The 15,208-nt window shown below is 27.9% G+C and carries 16 protein-coding genes, 1 tRNA gene and 1 other RNA gene; 6 read left to right on the plus strand and 12 right to left on the minus strand.

The features are described from left to right. Positions 1 to 39: 39 nt before the first annotated feature. Positions 40 to 1,539, minus strand: a complete 1,500-nt coding sequence (locus bpuSUM_RS00205) for a peptidyl-prolyl cis-trans isomerase (RefSeq protein WP_247065154.1) — start codon at positions 1,537 to 1,539, stop codon at positions 40 to 42. A gap of 188 nt (positions 1,540 to 1,727) precedes the next feature. Here bpuSUM_RS00205 and bpuSUM_RS00210 point away from each other — a divergent pair, with 188 nt between their 5' ends. Then, entirely contained in the window at positions 1,728 to 2,570 is an 843-nt protein-coding gene (locus tag bpuSUM_RS00210) for a CheR family methyltransferase (protein WP_247065155.1), read from the plus strand. A gap of 42 nt (positions 2,571 to 2,612) precedes the next feature. Here bpuSUM_RS00210 and phoU read toward each other — a convergent pair whose 3' ends face one another. From phoU to bpuSUM_RS00230, 4 genes are read right to left on the minus strand one after another with little or no spacing between them, the layout of a single operon-like run. Further along, positions 2,613 to 3,284: a phosphate signaling complex protein PhoU gene (gene phoU, locus bpuSUM_RS00215; protein ID WP_247065157.1), complete on the minus strand. Its 672-nt coding sequence runs from the start codon at positions 3,282 to 3,284 to the stop codon at positions 2,613 to 2,615. A gap of 11 nt (positions 3,285 to 3,295) precedes the next feature. Beyond that, positions 3,296 to 4,321 carry a hypothetical protein gene (locus bpuSUM_RS00220; protein WP_247065159.1) on the minus strand — a complete coding sequence of 342 codons (1,026 nt, stop codon included), beginning with the start codon at positions 4,319 to 4,321 and terminating at the stop codon, positions 3,296 to 3,298. Continuing rightward, a complete protein-coding gene (locus tag bpuSUM_RS00225; RefSeq protein WP_247065160.1) occupies positions 4,318 to 4,704 on the minus strand; it encodes a hypothetical protein in 387 nt (128 codons plus the stop codon). Before bpuSUM_RS00225 ends, bpuSUM_RS00220 begins: the two co-directional genes overlap by 4 nt. Before the next feature lie 32 nt (positions 4,705 to 4,736). After that, on the minus strand, positions 4,737 to 7,190 hold the full coding sequence (locus tag bpuSUM_RS00230) for an AAA family ATPase (protein ID WP_247065162.1): 2,454 nt from the start codon (positions 7,188 to 7,190) through the stop codon (positions 4,737 to 4,739). 69 nt (positions 7,191 to 7,259) lie between these two features. On the opposite strand from bpuSUM_RS00230, the gene rnhB reads away from it, so the two are divergent. Continuing rightward, a complete protein-coding gene (gene rnhB / locus bpuSUM_RS00235; protein WP_247065164.1) occupies positions 7,260 to 7,805 on the plus strand; it encodes a ribonuclease HII in 546 nt (181 codons plus the stop codon). A gap of 8 nt (positions 7,806 to 7,813) precedes the next feature. Here rnhB and bpuSUM_RS00240 read toward each other — a convergent pair whose 3' ends face one another. After that, entirely contained in the window at positions 7,814 to 8,176 is a 363-nt protein-coding gene (locus tag bpuSUM_RS00240) for a DUF3276 family protein (RefSeq protein ID WP_247065166.1), read from the minus strand. A gap of 155 nt (positions 8,177 to 8,331) precedes the next feature. Here bpuSUM_RS00240 and bpuSUM_RS00245 point away from each other — a divergent pair. Beyond that, a tRNA-Gly gene (locus bpuSUM_RS00245) sits at positions 8,332 to 8,404 on the plus strand. 45 nt (positions 8,405 to 8,449) lie between these two features. Here bpuSUM_RS00245 and ssrA read toward each other — a convergent pair. Continuing rightward, positions 8,450 to 8,813, minus strand: a transfer-messenger RNA (tmRNA) gene (ssrA, locus tag bpuSUM_RS00250). A 156-nt stretch (positions 8,814 to 8,969) separates the two neighbouring features. On the opposite strand from ssrA, the gene bpuSUM_RS00255 reads away from it, so the two are divergent. Continuing rightward, a complete protein-coding gene (locus bpuSUM_RS00255; protein WP_247065168.1) occupies positions 8,970 to 9,656 on the plus strand; it encodes a queuosine precursor transporter in 687 nt (228 codons plus the stop codon). Between the two features lie 159 nt (positions 9,657 to 9,815). Further along, entirely contained in the window at positions 9,816 to 10,391 is a 576-nt protein-coding gene (locus bpuSUM_RS00260; protein WP_247065170.1) for a VUT family protein, read from the plus strand. On the opposite strand, the gene bpuSUM_RS00265 is transcribed toward bpuSUM_RS00260, so the two are convergent. Then, entirely contained in the window at positions 10,378 to 11,034 is a 657-nt protein-coding gene (locus tag bpuSUM_RS00265; RefSeq protein WP_247065172.1) for a TrmH family RNA methyltransferase, read from the minus strand. The genes bpuSUM_RS00260 and bpuSUM_RS00265 overlap by 14 nt on opposite strands. Positions 11,035 to 11,114: 80 nt before the next feature. Here bpuSUM_RS00265 and ung point away from each other — a divergent pair, with 80 nt between their 5' ends. Beyond that, positions 11,115 to 11,786 carry a uracil-DNA glycosylase gene (ung, locus tag bpuSUM_RS00270; RefSeq protein ID WP_247065174.1) on the plus strand — a complete coding sequence of 224 codons (672 nt, stop codon included), beginning with the start codon at positions 11,115 to 11,117 and terminating at the stop codon, positions 11,784 to 11,786. A gap of 55 nt (positions 11,787 to 11,841) precedes the next feature. Here the strand turns inward: ung and secG are convergent, their stop codons facing one another. Genes secG through gap form a run of 4 tightly spaced genes read right to left on the minus strand, consistent with a single transcriptional unit; the run spans position 11,842 to position 15,187 of the window. Next, positions 11,842 to 12,195: a preprotein translocase subunit SecG gene (gene secG, locus bpuSUM_RS00275; RefSeq protein WP_247065176.1), complete on the minus strand. Its 354-nt coding sequence runs from the start codon at positions 12,193 to 12,195 to the stop codon at positions 11,842 to 11,844. 11 nt (positions 12,196 to 12,206) lie between these two features. Continuing rightward, positions 12,207 to 12,971, minus strand: coding sequence for a triose-phosphate isomerase (gene tpiA / locus bpuSUM_RS00280; RefSeq protein WP_247065177.1), 765 nt, complete (start codon positions 12,969 to 12,971; stop codon positions 12,207 to 12,209). Position 12,972: 1 nt separating this feature from the next. Next, positions 12,973 to 14,151, minus strand: coding sequence for a phosphoglycerate kinase (locus bpuSUM_RS00285; protein WP_247065179.1), 1,179 nt, complete (start codon positions 14,149 to 14,151; stop codon positions 12,973 to 12,975). A 28-nt stretch (positions 14,152 to 14,179) separates the two neighbouring features. Beyond that, the gene (gene gap, locus bpuSUM_RS00290) at positions 14,180 to 15,187 is read right to left on the minus strand and encodes a type I glyceraldehyde-3-phosphate dehydrogenase (protein WP_247065181.1); all 1,008 of its coding nucleotides are present in this window, start codon (positions 15,185 to 15,187) and stop codon (positions 14,180 to 14,182) included. Positions 15,188 to 15,208: the final 21 nt, after the last annotated feature.

The following is a 15,208-nucleotide window of genomic DNA, read 5'->3' on the forward strand; positions in this document are numbered from 1 at the left end:
TTTCATCTATACCAACAACAACTTAAATGTCTAAACATACTAATTGCTGGCCTTTAAACTAAAATCCTGTAAAGAAAAGAATGCTTCATTAAAATTTTCCTTAAAATTATTTTTATTCAAAATATAATCCAACACCAACTTATTATTTGCCTGATAAAGGACATCAATAATACGATCTTCTTTAATTAAATTATCAGAATTATTAACACTTGAACTAAAAGAAAATAAATAAACTCGCTGATCTGCTAAAAAGGGCTTAGACCACTGACCTTCTTTCAAATCAAAGATGACATCATAAAAATCTTTACTATTACTGAAAACTGACAGTTCCCTTAACGTACTAGGATAAATATTCATATTATATGCAAGATTAACAACATCCTCTTTCAATACCAAATTATGTTTTTTAAAAACTTGTTGCGGTCCATCAAAATTAACTTCAGTCAAAATATCATTAAGCTTTTTTTCAAGAAAAGTCTCAATAACACTAGGTTCATAAGTTTCTATATAGTTTCTAACAGAACTAATATCATGCTCTGAATTTTTATCAAAATCACCAATATTGCTCAATGCTTTGTATATATCATATCCATTTCCATTTTTAGATTTAATAGGGCTAGTAAATTCATTCATCTTCAAAGCAAAAATTGCAGCAAGATCTTCCTTTTTCTCAAGGACAAGATCAAAATCAAAATAATACTTCTTAGAAGATGCAATACCTTTAAAATTAGTAACGTCTTCGGAATAAAATTTAGCAACTTCTTCAAAAGGCATACCTTTAGATAATTTCTCATAAGCACCACCAGCATCGCTTAAATTTTTAAAACGAATAGAAACAATATCTAAACTCTTAAATAATTTCTGATTCTGATCAGCATAAGAGATCACCTCATCTTTTGGAAAGTCCTGGTATGAGAGTGAAACATATACAATATTGCGTCTAATCTCATTCATATTTTTAATAGAATTTAGAAGAGAATCTGGCAATATGAAGCTGCTGCTTAACAAAACCTGTATGTTTGTAGAGAGCAAATTGTCTACTGCTTCATTATGAATTTTAAACTTCTGATAATCAGAAACTTTATTGTATCTCTTGGAACTAAAATTACCACTAGAGTCTAAGTACACAGGAGAATTCATTAAATTCTTATTCAAAATATTTTTTGAAACATAGAAACTATTAGTCTTTGCTAAATCAATAAAGGCAATATCTTCAATATATTTCATAAAAGCCATGTTCCAAATAAAATACTCTATATCAAGACTATTATTTTTTTTCAATTTAGAATAAAAATTTGAGTAAGATTTAACATATTGAGCAAATTTATTGTCTTTTTCATAATAAACTGGTTGTCCCTTATAAGATCCAAACTTTAAACTAGATGAATCAGTAGTATCAAATAAACCTGGCATTAAGGGTGCAATAATAAACCCAAATACAATTAAGATAAGTGCTAAAAGCCCCCATATTCCAACTTTTCTATCATTAAAATCAACTTTGGATATAACTTCTTTTGCTTGATTTACTCTCTTACTCATAAACATAACCTTTGTAATTTAAATAAAATAACATTTTAGATATTAAAATAGCATAATTAACATATTATTTCAATTAAAATATTTATATCAAAAAGCATTTTTGGTATCATAAATATACGTAAATGCTTTTGAGAATTTAAGAGATCCTACAACTTAATGATGAAAAATATTATAGAAGACAATGCCATATGAATAATGAATTTAATATCAAAATAAATCAAGAAGAGTTTAATAGGCTTACCAAAATAATTTATAATAATTTTGGTATTAATCTGAACGACAAAAAAAAATTGTTAATTGAAAGTCGATTATCATCAACAATTAGAACAAAAAATTTGAGCAACTTTACAGAATACATTAATTACTTAGAAAAACAAAATAATCAAATATCTTTAATAGAACTAGTGGATAAAATATCAACAAACCACACTTATTTTTTTAGAGAACCTAACCATTTTGAATTTCTTGAGAAAAAATTGTTACCCAAAATGCTTAAGCAAATGGCTCAATCAAGAGAAGAAGAAATTAGAATATGGTCAGCTGGATGCTCAAGTGGAGAAGAAGCATACACAATTGCAATGATATTAAATGAATACATAAACAACAACAAAATTCACTGCAAAGCAAAAATACTAGCAACAGATATTTCCATTACTGTTCTTAATGAAGCTAAAATGGGAATTTATTCTGAAGATCGGGTAAAGACACTCCCCAATCATCTAAAAAGCAAATATTTAAATAAGCTTACAAATGACAAATTTGAAGTCAAAGACATACTAAAAAAAATGATTCAATTTAAAAAATTGAATCTAATGAATGAAATTTTTCCATTCAAAAAAAAATTTAATTTAATCTTTTGTAGAAATGTAATGATTTATTTTGATGAAAAAACTAGAAATAAACTCGCTGAAAAATTCACTCAACATTTAAAAGATGACTCTTATTTGCTAATTGGTCATTCAGAAGCAATTAGAGACAGTAAAAATTTAAAGTACATCATGCCAGCAACATATAAAAAATCAACTGAATAAAACAAGTGAAAATTGTTTATTCATAACTTAAATCATATTTCTTTAAGTCAGATTTACTTTTTCTCCCACTTTAACAAAATAAAGTAACTCACCTATCGTTGCAACATGATCCCCTACCCTTTCTAAAAAACTATTTAAAAATAATATATTTAAAAGATAATCTAAATTCTCTGGATTATTTTTCATCGCATCAATTACAATTGTTTTTTGCTTTGAAAATAATTTATCTATAATGTTATCATACTTTACTATTTTAAGTATTTTAACAAAATCTCCATCAAAATACGCATCAAAAATATTCGCAAGCATATCTTTTGCTGTGTCTGCCATCTCCCTTAAAGGCTTTTGATAAATATCAACCGAAGAAAAATCAACTACATTAGATTCTAAAAGAAGTACAACCTTTACAATTTTAGTAGAATGATCCGCAATACGCTCAAGAGAACTAATTATTTTAATAATTGCCAAAATCTCTCTAAGTTCAGTAGCAACAGGATGTTCAGTAGCAATTATTCGTCCACATAAATCCTCAATATCATATTGATAATCATCTATCATTTTCTCATCCTCATTGATAATTTTTTTAGCCAAATTTTTGTCTCTAGATTCCAAAGCTATTAACGAGTTTTCTATGATTTTAAGAACACACTCCTTCATATCCCAAAGATAATCTTTAATAACTTCAAGTTGTTTAGTAAGCCTACGTCTAATCATACCAAATTCTCCTAAAAAAACCGTTTTAAAAATAAAAATCTCAATTTAGAAAGCTCATAATAATTGCTAAAAGGATAGCTATCAATAACTCTCTTATAATAACTAAGAGACTTTATAAAATCTTTATACTTGCTCTCAGTCTCATATAGTTTGCCCAACAAATAGTTATATCTATCTGGAAACCTTGAATTTAAATACTTTGGATAGTATAGCAAACTTAAATTCAAAAAAAATTCATATTCGCCATTCATTAACAAAAACTCAAGAACATCAAGATAAATATTCTCACTAAAATCAATATTATTTTCCACTAAGAATCTAACATCTCTTAATACATTTTCCACATTACTTAATTTAATTCCAAGATCAATCAGATTTAAAAAAATCTTATTAAAGTATACATCTCTTAAACTCAAGTAATTTAAGTAAGAATTCAGATAATCTCCACTCTTATAATAAAGCTCGGCTTTTAATAAAGTATATTCATTATCATCAAAATCGTATTTATTAAGTAATGCAATTGACCCTTTATAGTCATTAATGTAAGATAAATTTAAAGCTCTCTTCATAATGTCTCTCAAGTTTAAATTATTATTACTCTTATCAGTTTTAATAACCTTATCTAAATTTAAATTATCTTCGGGATTCATTCCATTCAACTTGGAAGATTCTTCCCCCTTAGCAATTTTCAAAATTACATTTTTAGTAAACTCCCTAGAATCCTTCACATTTTGATATTTAAAAGTCAACATAATAATTCCAACATTCTTTGAAGTTTGAAAAGTAAACATAGCTCCATTTTGATAAGATTCTGCTAAAAGCCTAATGAAGGCATTATTTTTAACATTTTTAATATAAATCCAAGTAGCATCTTTAAAAAAAAAATTAAATTTTGAATTAGTACTCACCAAAAATTCTTGCTTCTCACTACTAAAATCAAGCTCATAAGTACTATATCGATTTTCAAAAGCAAAAGAAGGTATAACATTAATAATAAAAAATAAAAAATTACAATAAATAAAACATTCTCTACTCACTTATAATTTTCCAAAATTTTATCAACTAATGATTCATTTTCTTTCTCTAAATCAATATTAAACAAATTATCCGACTTTACCCAAAGACTCTTAAGAAGTTCTTCACTAATTGACTGATGAGGCATTACACTATCTCCTAACTTACCATCAGGAAGATTAGGCTTAGGAAAGAAAAAATCATCCATATTTAGACTAGAATTTAAATCAAAATAAAAATCTTCTATATTAAGTAATTTTAATTTTTGATTTAAATGTTCTTCTGTATTACTTCGAGTCTTTTCAATCATTTTATATGAATAAAAATAAGTAAGCAAAGAAATAATAATCGATAAAAATATCAAAATTAAAAAATATTTTTGAAAACGAAATTTTTTCTCTCTCATAATAAATTCCCTAATTAATATACTTAATAAAATTATATATTAAATATTACACTTTCTCCATTATCACTAGTAACACCGATTAAATTTTTACTTCCTTGAGCAACATACATATTATGAGTTATTATAAACAATTGAACTCTCTGACCAAGTTCCTTAAAAAGTACTGATAGCTTATTACTATTTTCAAAATCAAGAGAAGCATCTATTTCATCAAGAACACAAAATGAAGCAGGGGAATAATAATACAAAGCAAATAAAAATGCTATGCTAATTAAAGAATGTTCACCCCCAGAAAGCATTTTATTTCCCTTTGCTAATTTATCCTTAAAGTCTATTTTGATTTCTATCTCACCTGAATCCTTACCATAAAAAAGACTCCCATTGCCCTTAAACATTCGATGAAAAAAATAAATAAAATGATTATTAATTTCATTAAAAGCATCATTAAATCTTTTATCAATTTCCCTTTTTATTTTTTTTCTCAGCTTATTTAAAGATTCCTTAGTCGAATTTAAATCATCTATTTGTAAATTTATTCTCTCAACCTTTTCTTTTATCTCATTATATTCTCTCTCAACATTAAAAAAAATATAATTATTATGTTCAATCATATTAATTTCTTTTTGTAAAGCATCTATTTTGGCCATATCTTCTGTAAATTCAAATTTTTCTAAATTATTATTAACAAGATTAAAATCTTTTATCTCATCTGCAATATCTAAACTAGAATTAAATAAAATGTCATATTCTGCCTGTTTTTTCATATATTCATAATAAGACGAATTTTTAAAAGCATCTAATAAATTTAAAGAATTAATCTCATTACTAGGAACTAATTCACTACCCTTAGCTTCACTTAAAAATTTATCCAAATTAACATTAATATCACTTCTCTCCAAACTTAATTCATCTAATTTTAAGTTCAAATTATTAAGTCTTTCTCTAAGTTCATCCCTAGTTTCAAATAAAAATCTTAAATTACTATCTATCAACTTAATCTCATCTTCATTCTTAAGCCTAGAAAGCTCTGTATACTCAATTTCTCCTAATATCTCGTTTAATTTTGCCGTTTTATTCGACACAAGCCCCTCAATAGTAGTGATTTCCTTTGCAAGACTAGTCTTTGAATTATTTTTTGAAAGCAAAAATTTCCTTAAATCAACATTTTGCTCAAAGATAGGTTCAATTTTTTCCTTTAATAAATTTAAAAGCTTATCTTCTTTGACTATATACTTAAGTAAATTTTCCCTAATCTCTTTAATATATTTTATACTTAAAGTATCCTCAAAGGATTTTAAAGCATTCAAAATGTTTTTCTTTAGCAGTTCAAATTCTTCTATGTTACTCTCCTTAGAAATTGATAAAACTAAATCAACAAGTTCAAAAAAACTCCTAGTATACCTATTTATTTCATCAGTAACAGCAAAAAAATCTTTCTTCTTAGATTGAAGTGAATTATTTAAATTCATTAATTCTTCATTTATGCCAACCTTTACCGATTCAATTTGCACTTTATTGCTCATAAAAATATCTGTTAAGTTCATTTTTCCTTTTCTGTCATGTTCTAATTTTTGAATCTTGATCTCTATTTCAAGCAATTTGGATTTTAAAGTTTCAATTTCTTTCTTTATTACCTCAATGTTCTTAATAACATTTTTTTCTCTAAAAGAATAAAATTCTAACTTTTCCTTAACACTTTCAATAGAAAAGCTATTTAAAGATAAAATTTTATCTATATCCTTAATATCCAGTTTGTTCTTAAGTTCATTTAACTCAAAATTAATATTAAAGAGTTTTTTTAATCTTAAATTCTTCTCCAATATCTCTAAATCTGTCTTTAATTTTTGATACTTACCCTTAAGAAAAAAATCATTTTTGATCTTTTCATATTTTTCATTCAACTCATCTCTTAAAGTCCAAAGAGAATTCAAATTCTCTTTGGACTTTTCCAACTTCTTATATGCCTGTTCTTCTTCAACTCTAAGTATATCTATTCCACTCGCCTCTTCTATTAAAGATTTCAAATTAATATTTCCACTGGAAGAAATTTTCTCAATTCTACCTTGATTAATAAACATATAAGGTGAATTCTTTAGCCTTAACTTATTGATAAGACTTTCATAACTTTTAAGATTTAAAGTATCATTATTCAAAAAATATTCACTTGTACCATCTTTATAAAGCCTTCTTCTAATGTAAAACCTATCTCTAAAATCACTCACAGATAAATCTTCATTATTAAAAAAAAGAGTTACTTCAGCAAAATTAGATTCTCCAGACTTAGCAGCAGAAATCAAATCTGTTATATATTTAACTCTTAAAACACTTAAATTATCTTCCCCTATACAAAAACGAATTGCATCTAACAAATTACTTTTTCCACAACCATTAGGCCCAACAATAAAATTTAAACTACTATTTAATTTCAATTCCTGCATCTTAACAAAAGATTTAAAACCTAAAAGTCCTATTTTTTCTAAAAACAAAGCCACTCCCAATTAAATTATAAATAAAATTAATTTACTAAGAATAATTTCATATTATAATCAATAGTGATGATTTGTGGAATTGATGAAGTTGGACGAGGCTGTATCTTTGGACCTGTTTTAAGTGCAGCTGTTATTTTTAAAGGAAATCCCAAATTTTTAAATGAACTAGATGATTCAAAAAAACTTAATAAAGCAAAAAGAGAATACTTATCATCATTAATACTCGAAAATTCATATTATGCATTTGCAGAAGTACCTAATAAAATTATTGATAAAATCAATATTCATCATGCTTCGCTCCTTGCAATGCAAATTGCATATGAAAAATTAAATATAGACTGTGATTTAGTACTTGTAGACGGAAAATTTACTCCAAAAATAAAAGCTAAAAAAATCCAAGCAATTATTAAAGGAGATTCCATAATTAATGAGATAAAAGCAGCATCAATCATTGCAAAAGTACAAAGAGACAAATTGATGGATGAATACGATAGAATTTATCCTTTGTATGCACTTAAAAAAAACAAAGGATATCCAACAAAAGAACATAAAGATGCAATAAAAAAATATGGAATTTTAAGGCTTCACAGAAGAAGCTTTCAACTCATTTAAATAAAATTTTAGTTATTATCATCTCTAAATTTGTCTGAAAAACGATAATTCCTGTCAAAACTAAGATTGCCGTTTTTACTCCTTTCTTTGTGTCGATCAAAATCATTATGATATTCCCCTCTTGTAACCGAATTCTTAGAAATTTTTTTCTTAACCACAGAAATAGCTCTTAATAAATTTGACTCAAATTCTTCAATATTTTCTTCATAAACAAAAACTGAATGTCTCTCAAAATCTCCATTAACATTTCTCTTACTCTCTACAATATTCAAAAAATAATCGCCCTTTCTATTTTCTTTGACATTAAAAAAATAAGTTCTATCAGAATTTGTAAATAACTTATCAGAATATACTTCCCCTCTCTCGCCCATTAAGTCCTCCACACAAAAAGTCTTTATATTATATCAACCCACACAAAAGTTAAGATAATTGTACTTACTAAACAAAAAAAATACTAGCCAAAATTAATAATAAAATCAATTGACATAAAGTACAATTTTTTTATAAAATCAACTCTGTTCTTTATGCGTCCTTCGTATAATGGTTAATTACCTTAGCCTTCCAAGCTAATGATGTCGGTTCAATTCCGATAGGACGCTTTTCAAATAATACCTTAAATAAGTGTGTATCCTAATGCATGACAATATTGGAGATGGCGGGAATTGAACCCGCGTCCTAAAAATAATATCATAAATATCTACAAGCTTAGCTAGTGTTTAAAAAAAGTAACAAGGTTTGGGAAAACTAGCAAACCGCCAAATTACTCCCAAGTTTAAAAGTCCCTAAAAATCAACTTGAAATATTTTTAAGCAAGCCTTGATGTCTTAAAAGAGTATAAGCTGAACCTCAAAGCAAAATCCAACAGAACTCTCTGCTAATTTAAGCAGCCATTACAAGATTTGAACTTGTAAAGTCATTATTTTTTGCATTTATTAAAGAAGTTTTAAGAGATTCCCTCTGCTTGCAATTTATGCTACTAAAGTTTTTAGTCAAATCCAAAACATCCCCTGATCATAATTTAAAGAAAAAGTATAACATAAATGCACCTAAAAAGGCAAAACAATACAATTTGCAAAACAACATCTAAAAGCTTATAATGGTCCTAATATATTTAAACAATATTATTAATAAAAAATAAAATAATCAATGATGAAAGGAGTCCTTTTGAATAATGAAATTTTATGGTTCATTATGCTAATCTGTATTTATTCAGTTCTAATTATTATATACAAACTTTTTGGAAAAAAGGGATTGTTCGCATGGGTAACATCATCTGTCATTATCGCAAATATTCAAGTTTTAAAGCAAATCTCAATATTTGGATTTAATGCTACACTTGGTAATATTATTTATGCTTCATCATATGTTGCAACAGATATTTTATCAGAATTTTATGGTCGAAAAACTTCAAAAAAAGCAGTTTATATTGGATTTATAAGCTTCATAGCTTTTGCATTCATGACAAATATTCAACTTTATTTTTCAACAAGTAGTTCCGATATATATTTAAAAAACCTAGAAAGCATTTTTTCTTCAATTCCAATTCTATTAACTGCATCAATTATCGCATATATCATATCTCAACTAAATGACATATACCTATACCAATTTATTAAAGATAAATTCCCAAAATTCTTATTTATAAGAAGCAACGGCTCAACATTAGTAAGCGAGCTAATAGATACAATAATCTTTATAAGTATTGTAACATATTTTAATATATTTCCAAAAGAAGCTTATTTAGATATAGTAATCTCCACATATTTCATTAAAGGATTTGCAGGCATACTAGGAACTCCTTTCATTTACATTGCAAAAAGTGTATATCAAAACAAAAAAAATTCAATATAACAGCAATATCCCTCTAACTATTGCCTACCAATCTATGCTATAATTAATGATATGATGGACATGATTTTATGGACAACCTTACTAGCATTTGTATACCTACAATTAATATTATTATACTATCTATTCGGAAAATCGGGTCTTTTTTGCTTTAACAGCATTATGACAATACTTTCAAATCTCATTATACTTAAAAAAATATTTATATTCGAACAGCAAATAAGCCTAGCAGGAATAATATTCCTCTCAATTCTCTGCTCATTAAACCTGATTACAGAAAAATACAATGATAAATTAGCAATAGAGTCAATAACATTAAACATGTTTATACATATAACTTTTGTAACAATGATTTATTTTACATTATATTTTCAACAAAATGAATTTGATACTTCTAATATACATTTAAAAGTATTGTTTAACAATGCTTCCTATACTGCAATAATTTTCACTGGAACATACATTATATTTTTATGTAATTATATTAACATAAAAATATACTCTACATTACAAAATAACAACATAAGCAATAAACTTATAAATCATAATTTGTCAAGATTATGTTCCTCATGTATAGCTTATATATTAGCTAACATCTCAATGCATGTGATAGCACAATTATATCCTGGCAATAATATCAATATGGTAGAAAGCTCATGGATTTTTACTATCACAATCATGATAATTGATACTTTTATCTATTATTTCTTAAATACTTTGAAAGTTAGAAAAGCTTAAGTTTTTCAATAGTTTGATACTTTTTTACAATTTTTCTATAATAATCAAGTTTTAAAACCAATTTTTCATCTTCATTCAACAAATATTCAATAGAACTTTTTCTTAAACGACTAATCAATGAATAAAAGACTATTGAAACGGCTACAGAAAGATTATAACTTTGAGTAAACCCATACATTGGAATTTTTAAATGCAAATCAGCATTTTCTAAAACTGTATTACTAAGTCCTGTTAATTCTGTTCCAAAAAATATTGCCATTTTAGAATCAATTGGAAAATCCTCAAGAAATATAGCTTTATTATCTAACGATGTAGCTACTATTTTATATCCATTATCCTTAAGATTATCAAATGCAGATCTAACACATTTATATTTAATTATATCTATCCATTTTGAAGCTCCAAGAACAATACCTGGATTTAAAGTATATTTATTACTGGTCTCAATAATATGAATATTACTAAGTCCCAGAATTTCAATCGTACGCATCGTCGCACTTGCATTTTGAGGCTGAAAAATATCTTCAAGTACAAGTGTCAAATAATTTGTGCGATTAATTAACACTTCATCTATTCTCTCTCGCCTTCTTTGCGTGATAAATTCAGACAAAATTTCTATTCTCTTCAAGATATCATTACTCACAAAATACAATTTTATATAAAAAAATAATAAAATCCAATTCAAATGTTAAAAAACAATTTATTTTTTATATAATTATAAGAGTGGAAGTAAAGATAGAAGAATCTTGGAAAGAAATGTTAAAAGGTGAATTTTGTAAAAGCTATTTCAAAAGGCTTGTGAATTTCATAAAAAACGAATATAAAACTAAAAAGGACAAAATATTTCCACCACCAAAATTAATATTTAATGCATTTGATTCTTTGCCATTCAAAGATATAAAAATAGTCATACTTGGACAAGATCCGTATCATGGAAAAGGACAAGCTAATGGTTTAGCCTTTTCTGTTAATTCAGATATCAAAATACCCCCATCACTACAAAATATTTTTAAAGAAATAGAGAGAAGTTTAAAAATTAAAACTATTCCAAATGGAGATCTAACACGATGGGCAACACAAGGCGTATTTTTACTAAATTCAATATTAACAGTAGAAGAAGGATGTCCATCATCTCACAAGGACATTGGCTGGGAAATTTTTACAAACGAAGTAATAAAAATTATTTCAAACAATCTAAATAATATTGTGTTTATGTTATGGGGTAATTTTGCAAGAGGAAAAAAAGAATTAATAGACGCATCAAAACATTTAATTCTTGAAACAAGTCACCCATCCCCTTACTCTGCACATAACGGTTTTTTAGGCTCAAATCATTTTAGTCAAACTTTAAAATATCTAAAAGAACACAATAAAATTGCAATAGACTTTCAATAGACTAACTTGCCTAATATTTAATTTCAATAGCCTATCAGACAAGTCATCCTAAACATTATTTTTCTTTCTTTAAAGTATCTTCATTAACAAGATCATCATTTTGATTTGTATCATCATTCCAAAACGTTGAACTTTTTTCATTTGCCTTAACATCCTTTAACAAACTGTTATCAACTCTTTTGGTATTAATAAAAGACAATGCTATCACAAAAATAAAGAAAAGCATAATAAAAAATGCTGTAATCCTTATCGCAATATTTGAAGATTTTGCTCCAAAAATAGAAGAACTACCACCTCCAAACACGCCTCCAATACTATCACCTTGTTCATCTTGAAATAAGACTAACAAAACAATCATAAATGAAGTAATAATAAAAAAGACAAAGATTAAAAATCTAAATAACTCCAAAATACCCCCCTCTATTTAGCCACCTTATTAACTATATTCAAAAATGAATCGGCCTTTAAAGATGCACCTCCAATCAATGCTCCATCAATGTCACTCTCACCCATAAGGCCTTCTACATTATCAATATTAACAGAACCACCATACTGAATAATAATGTTATTTGCCGCTGAAGCTGAATACAATGATTCAATCTCATGCCTAATTGCTCTGTGAACTTCTTGTGCCTCTTCTTTTGTTGCTGTCTTTCCAGTTCCAATTGCCCATACAGGCTCATAAGCTAAAATTATTCGTTTAAGATCAGATTCAGACACAGAAATTAATCCTTTTCTAATCTGATTTAAAACCACATCTAAAGTTTTATTATTCTCTCTCTCCTCAAGAGTTTCCCCAATACAAAAAATTAAATACTTAAATGGATGTTTAAGTCCTGCAAGAACTTTTTTATTTACTACTTCATCAGTATCCCCAAGATAAGTTCTACATTCAGAGTGCCCAAGTATTACGTAATCGACCCCAAATTCCAAAAGCATAGAAGGTGAAATTTCACTTGTTCTTGCTCCACTATCCTCATAAGACATATTTTGTGCACCAAGAAGAACATTACTTCCCCTCGTAACTTCACAAACCTTACAAAGAGATGTAAATGCGGGTGTTATCATAACCACAACATCATCCTTAATATTTTTAACTCCGTCTACAATTTGTTTAGCAACACCTGCGGCTTCCATACTTGTATAATGCATTTTCCAGTTTCCCGCTAAAAATATCTTTCTCATTTTACTTCTCCAACACTTTTATACCTGGTAAAATTTTTCCCTCAAGATATTCAAGAGAAGCACCACCCCCTGTTGAAACATGGGTTATCTTTTCAGATAAATTAAATTTATTCACAGCAGCCACTGAATCTCCTCCACCAACAACCGTAATTCCAGAACAATTTGCAACATATTCTGCAACCTTTGCTGTACCTTTAGAAAAAGCATTAAATTCAAAGACCCCAAGAGGCCCATTCCAAATCACAGTCTTCGCACTAACAAGAACTTCTCCAATTTTTCTCAAAGTTTTCTCACCAATATCCATACCAATCTTATCATTAGGGATATCAACAGAATCAACATACTCAGGAATAGAATCTTCCATAAATTCACTTGCAACAATATGATCAAGTGGTAAAATAACTTTCACATCTAATTCTTTTGCCTTTTTCAAAAAAGATGAAGCCACATCAATATATTCACTCTCCAAAAGAGACTTTCCAATAGAATACCCTTCTACCTTTAAAAAGGTATATGCCATTCCACCACCAATTACCATTACATTCGATTTTGGCAAAAGAGACTCTAGTACTGCAATTTTTGAAGAAATTTTTGAACCACCAATTATTGCAACAAATGGACTCTCAGGATTTCTTAAAATTTTGCCCAAAAATTCATCTTCTTTTTCCATTAAAAATCCACCAACAGCTGGTAAATAAGCTGCAAGGCCTGATGTAGAAGCATGTGCTCTATGAGCAGTGCCAAAAGCATCATTTACAAAAATATCACCATTTTGAGATAATTTCTTTACAAAAGCATCACAATTGTCTTCTTCTTCCTTATAAAATCTTAAATTCTCAAGTAAAACAATATCTCCATTTTTCATACAAGAAACAGTAGTTGCTACTTCATCACCAATGCAATCAGGTATCATCTTAACATCTTGTCCTAATAGTTCTGACAACCTTTTAGCAACAGGCATAAGAGAATATTTAAGATTTTTCTCTCCCTTTGGCCTACCCAAATGACTCATAAGAACAACTCTGGCTCCCTGAGACTTAAGATACTCTATTGTAGGTAATGCAGCCTTAATTCTAGTATCATCAGTAATGTTCCCTTCTTTTAAGGGAACATTAAAATCACATCTTACTAAAGCACGCTTGCCTGAAAAATCACAATCCTTTATTGTTTTTATTGACATTTATAACTACCTCAAGACCATTTTTTTCTTATTTCATTAACTTTTGTGCAAGATCAACTACTCTTGTAGAATACCCAAATTCATTATCATACCATGAGAGTACCTTTACAAAACCATTTAATAACACCATTGTTTCAAGACCATCTATTATTGAAGAATGAGAATTTCCCTTAATATCTGAAGATACTATTGGATCTTCTGTATATCCTAAAATACCACCAAGTTCTCTAGACTCTGATGCTTTCTTAAGCACAGAATTGATCTCTTCTTTTGTAACATCTTTTTTCTTAAGTTGCACTGTAAAGTCAACAATAGAACCTGTTGGAACAGGAACTCTCATAGAAGTACCATTAAGTTTACCCTTAAGTTCAGGTAAAACAAGTCCAACAGCCTTAGCAGCACCTGTTGAAGTAGGAATAATTGAAAGAGCCGCAGCTCGTGCTCGTCTAAGATCAGCATGTGGCAAATCAAGGATTTTTTGATCATTTGTATAAGCATGAACAGTAGTCATAAGACCTTGTTCAATCCCAAAAGTCTCATGCAAAACTTTTGCAAGAGGTGCAAGACAGTTTGTTGTACATGAAGCATTAGAAACAGCTCTCAAATCAGAAGTAATCTCATGATCATTTACACCAAGTACAATTGTCTTAATCTCATCCTTAGCAGGTACTGTTAAAATTACTTTTTTAGCACCGGCATGCTCAACATGATCAAGATACCCACCTCTATCAGTTGTTGCTGTTGAAAACACACCTGTTGATTCAATTACAACATCAACTCCAAGCCTACCCCAAGGAAGATTTTTTGGATCGCGTTCAGCAATAATCTTTATTTCTTTTCCATCTACTACAATTGATCCATCCCTTACCTCTACTTTTTTATTATATATTCCAAAAGTTGAATCATATTTCAAAAGATGAGCAAGTGTCTTAGAATCTGTTAAGTCATTTATTGCAACAACTTCAATTCCTCTCTCAAAAGCAATTTTAAAAATATTTCTACCTATACGCCCAAAGCCATTAATAGCTAGCTTCATACAACTCCTCCATCATTTTGT

Source organism: Borrelia puertoricensis (genome assembly GCF_023035875.1).
GTDB classification, from domain to species: domain Bacteria; phylum Spirochaetota; class Spirochaetia; order Borreliales; family Borreliaceae; genus Borrelia; species Borrelia puertoricensis.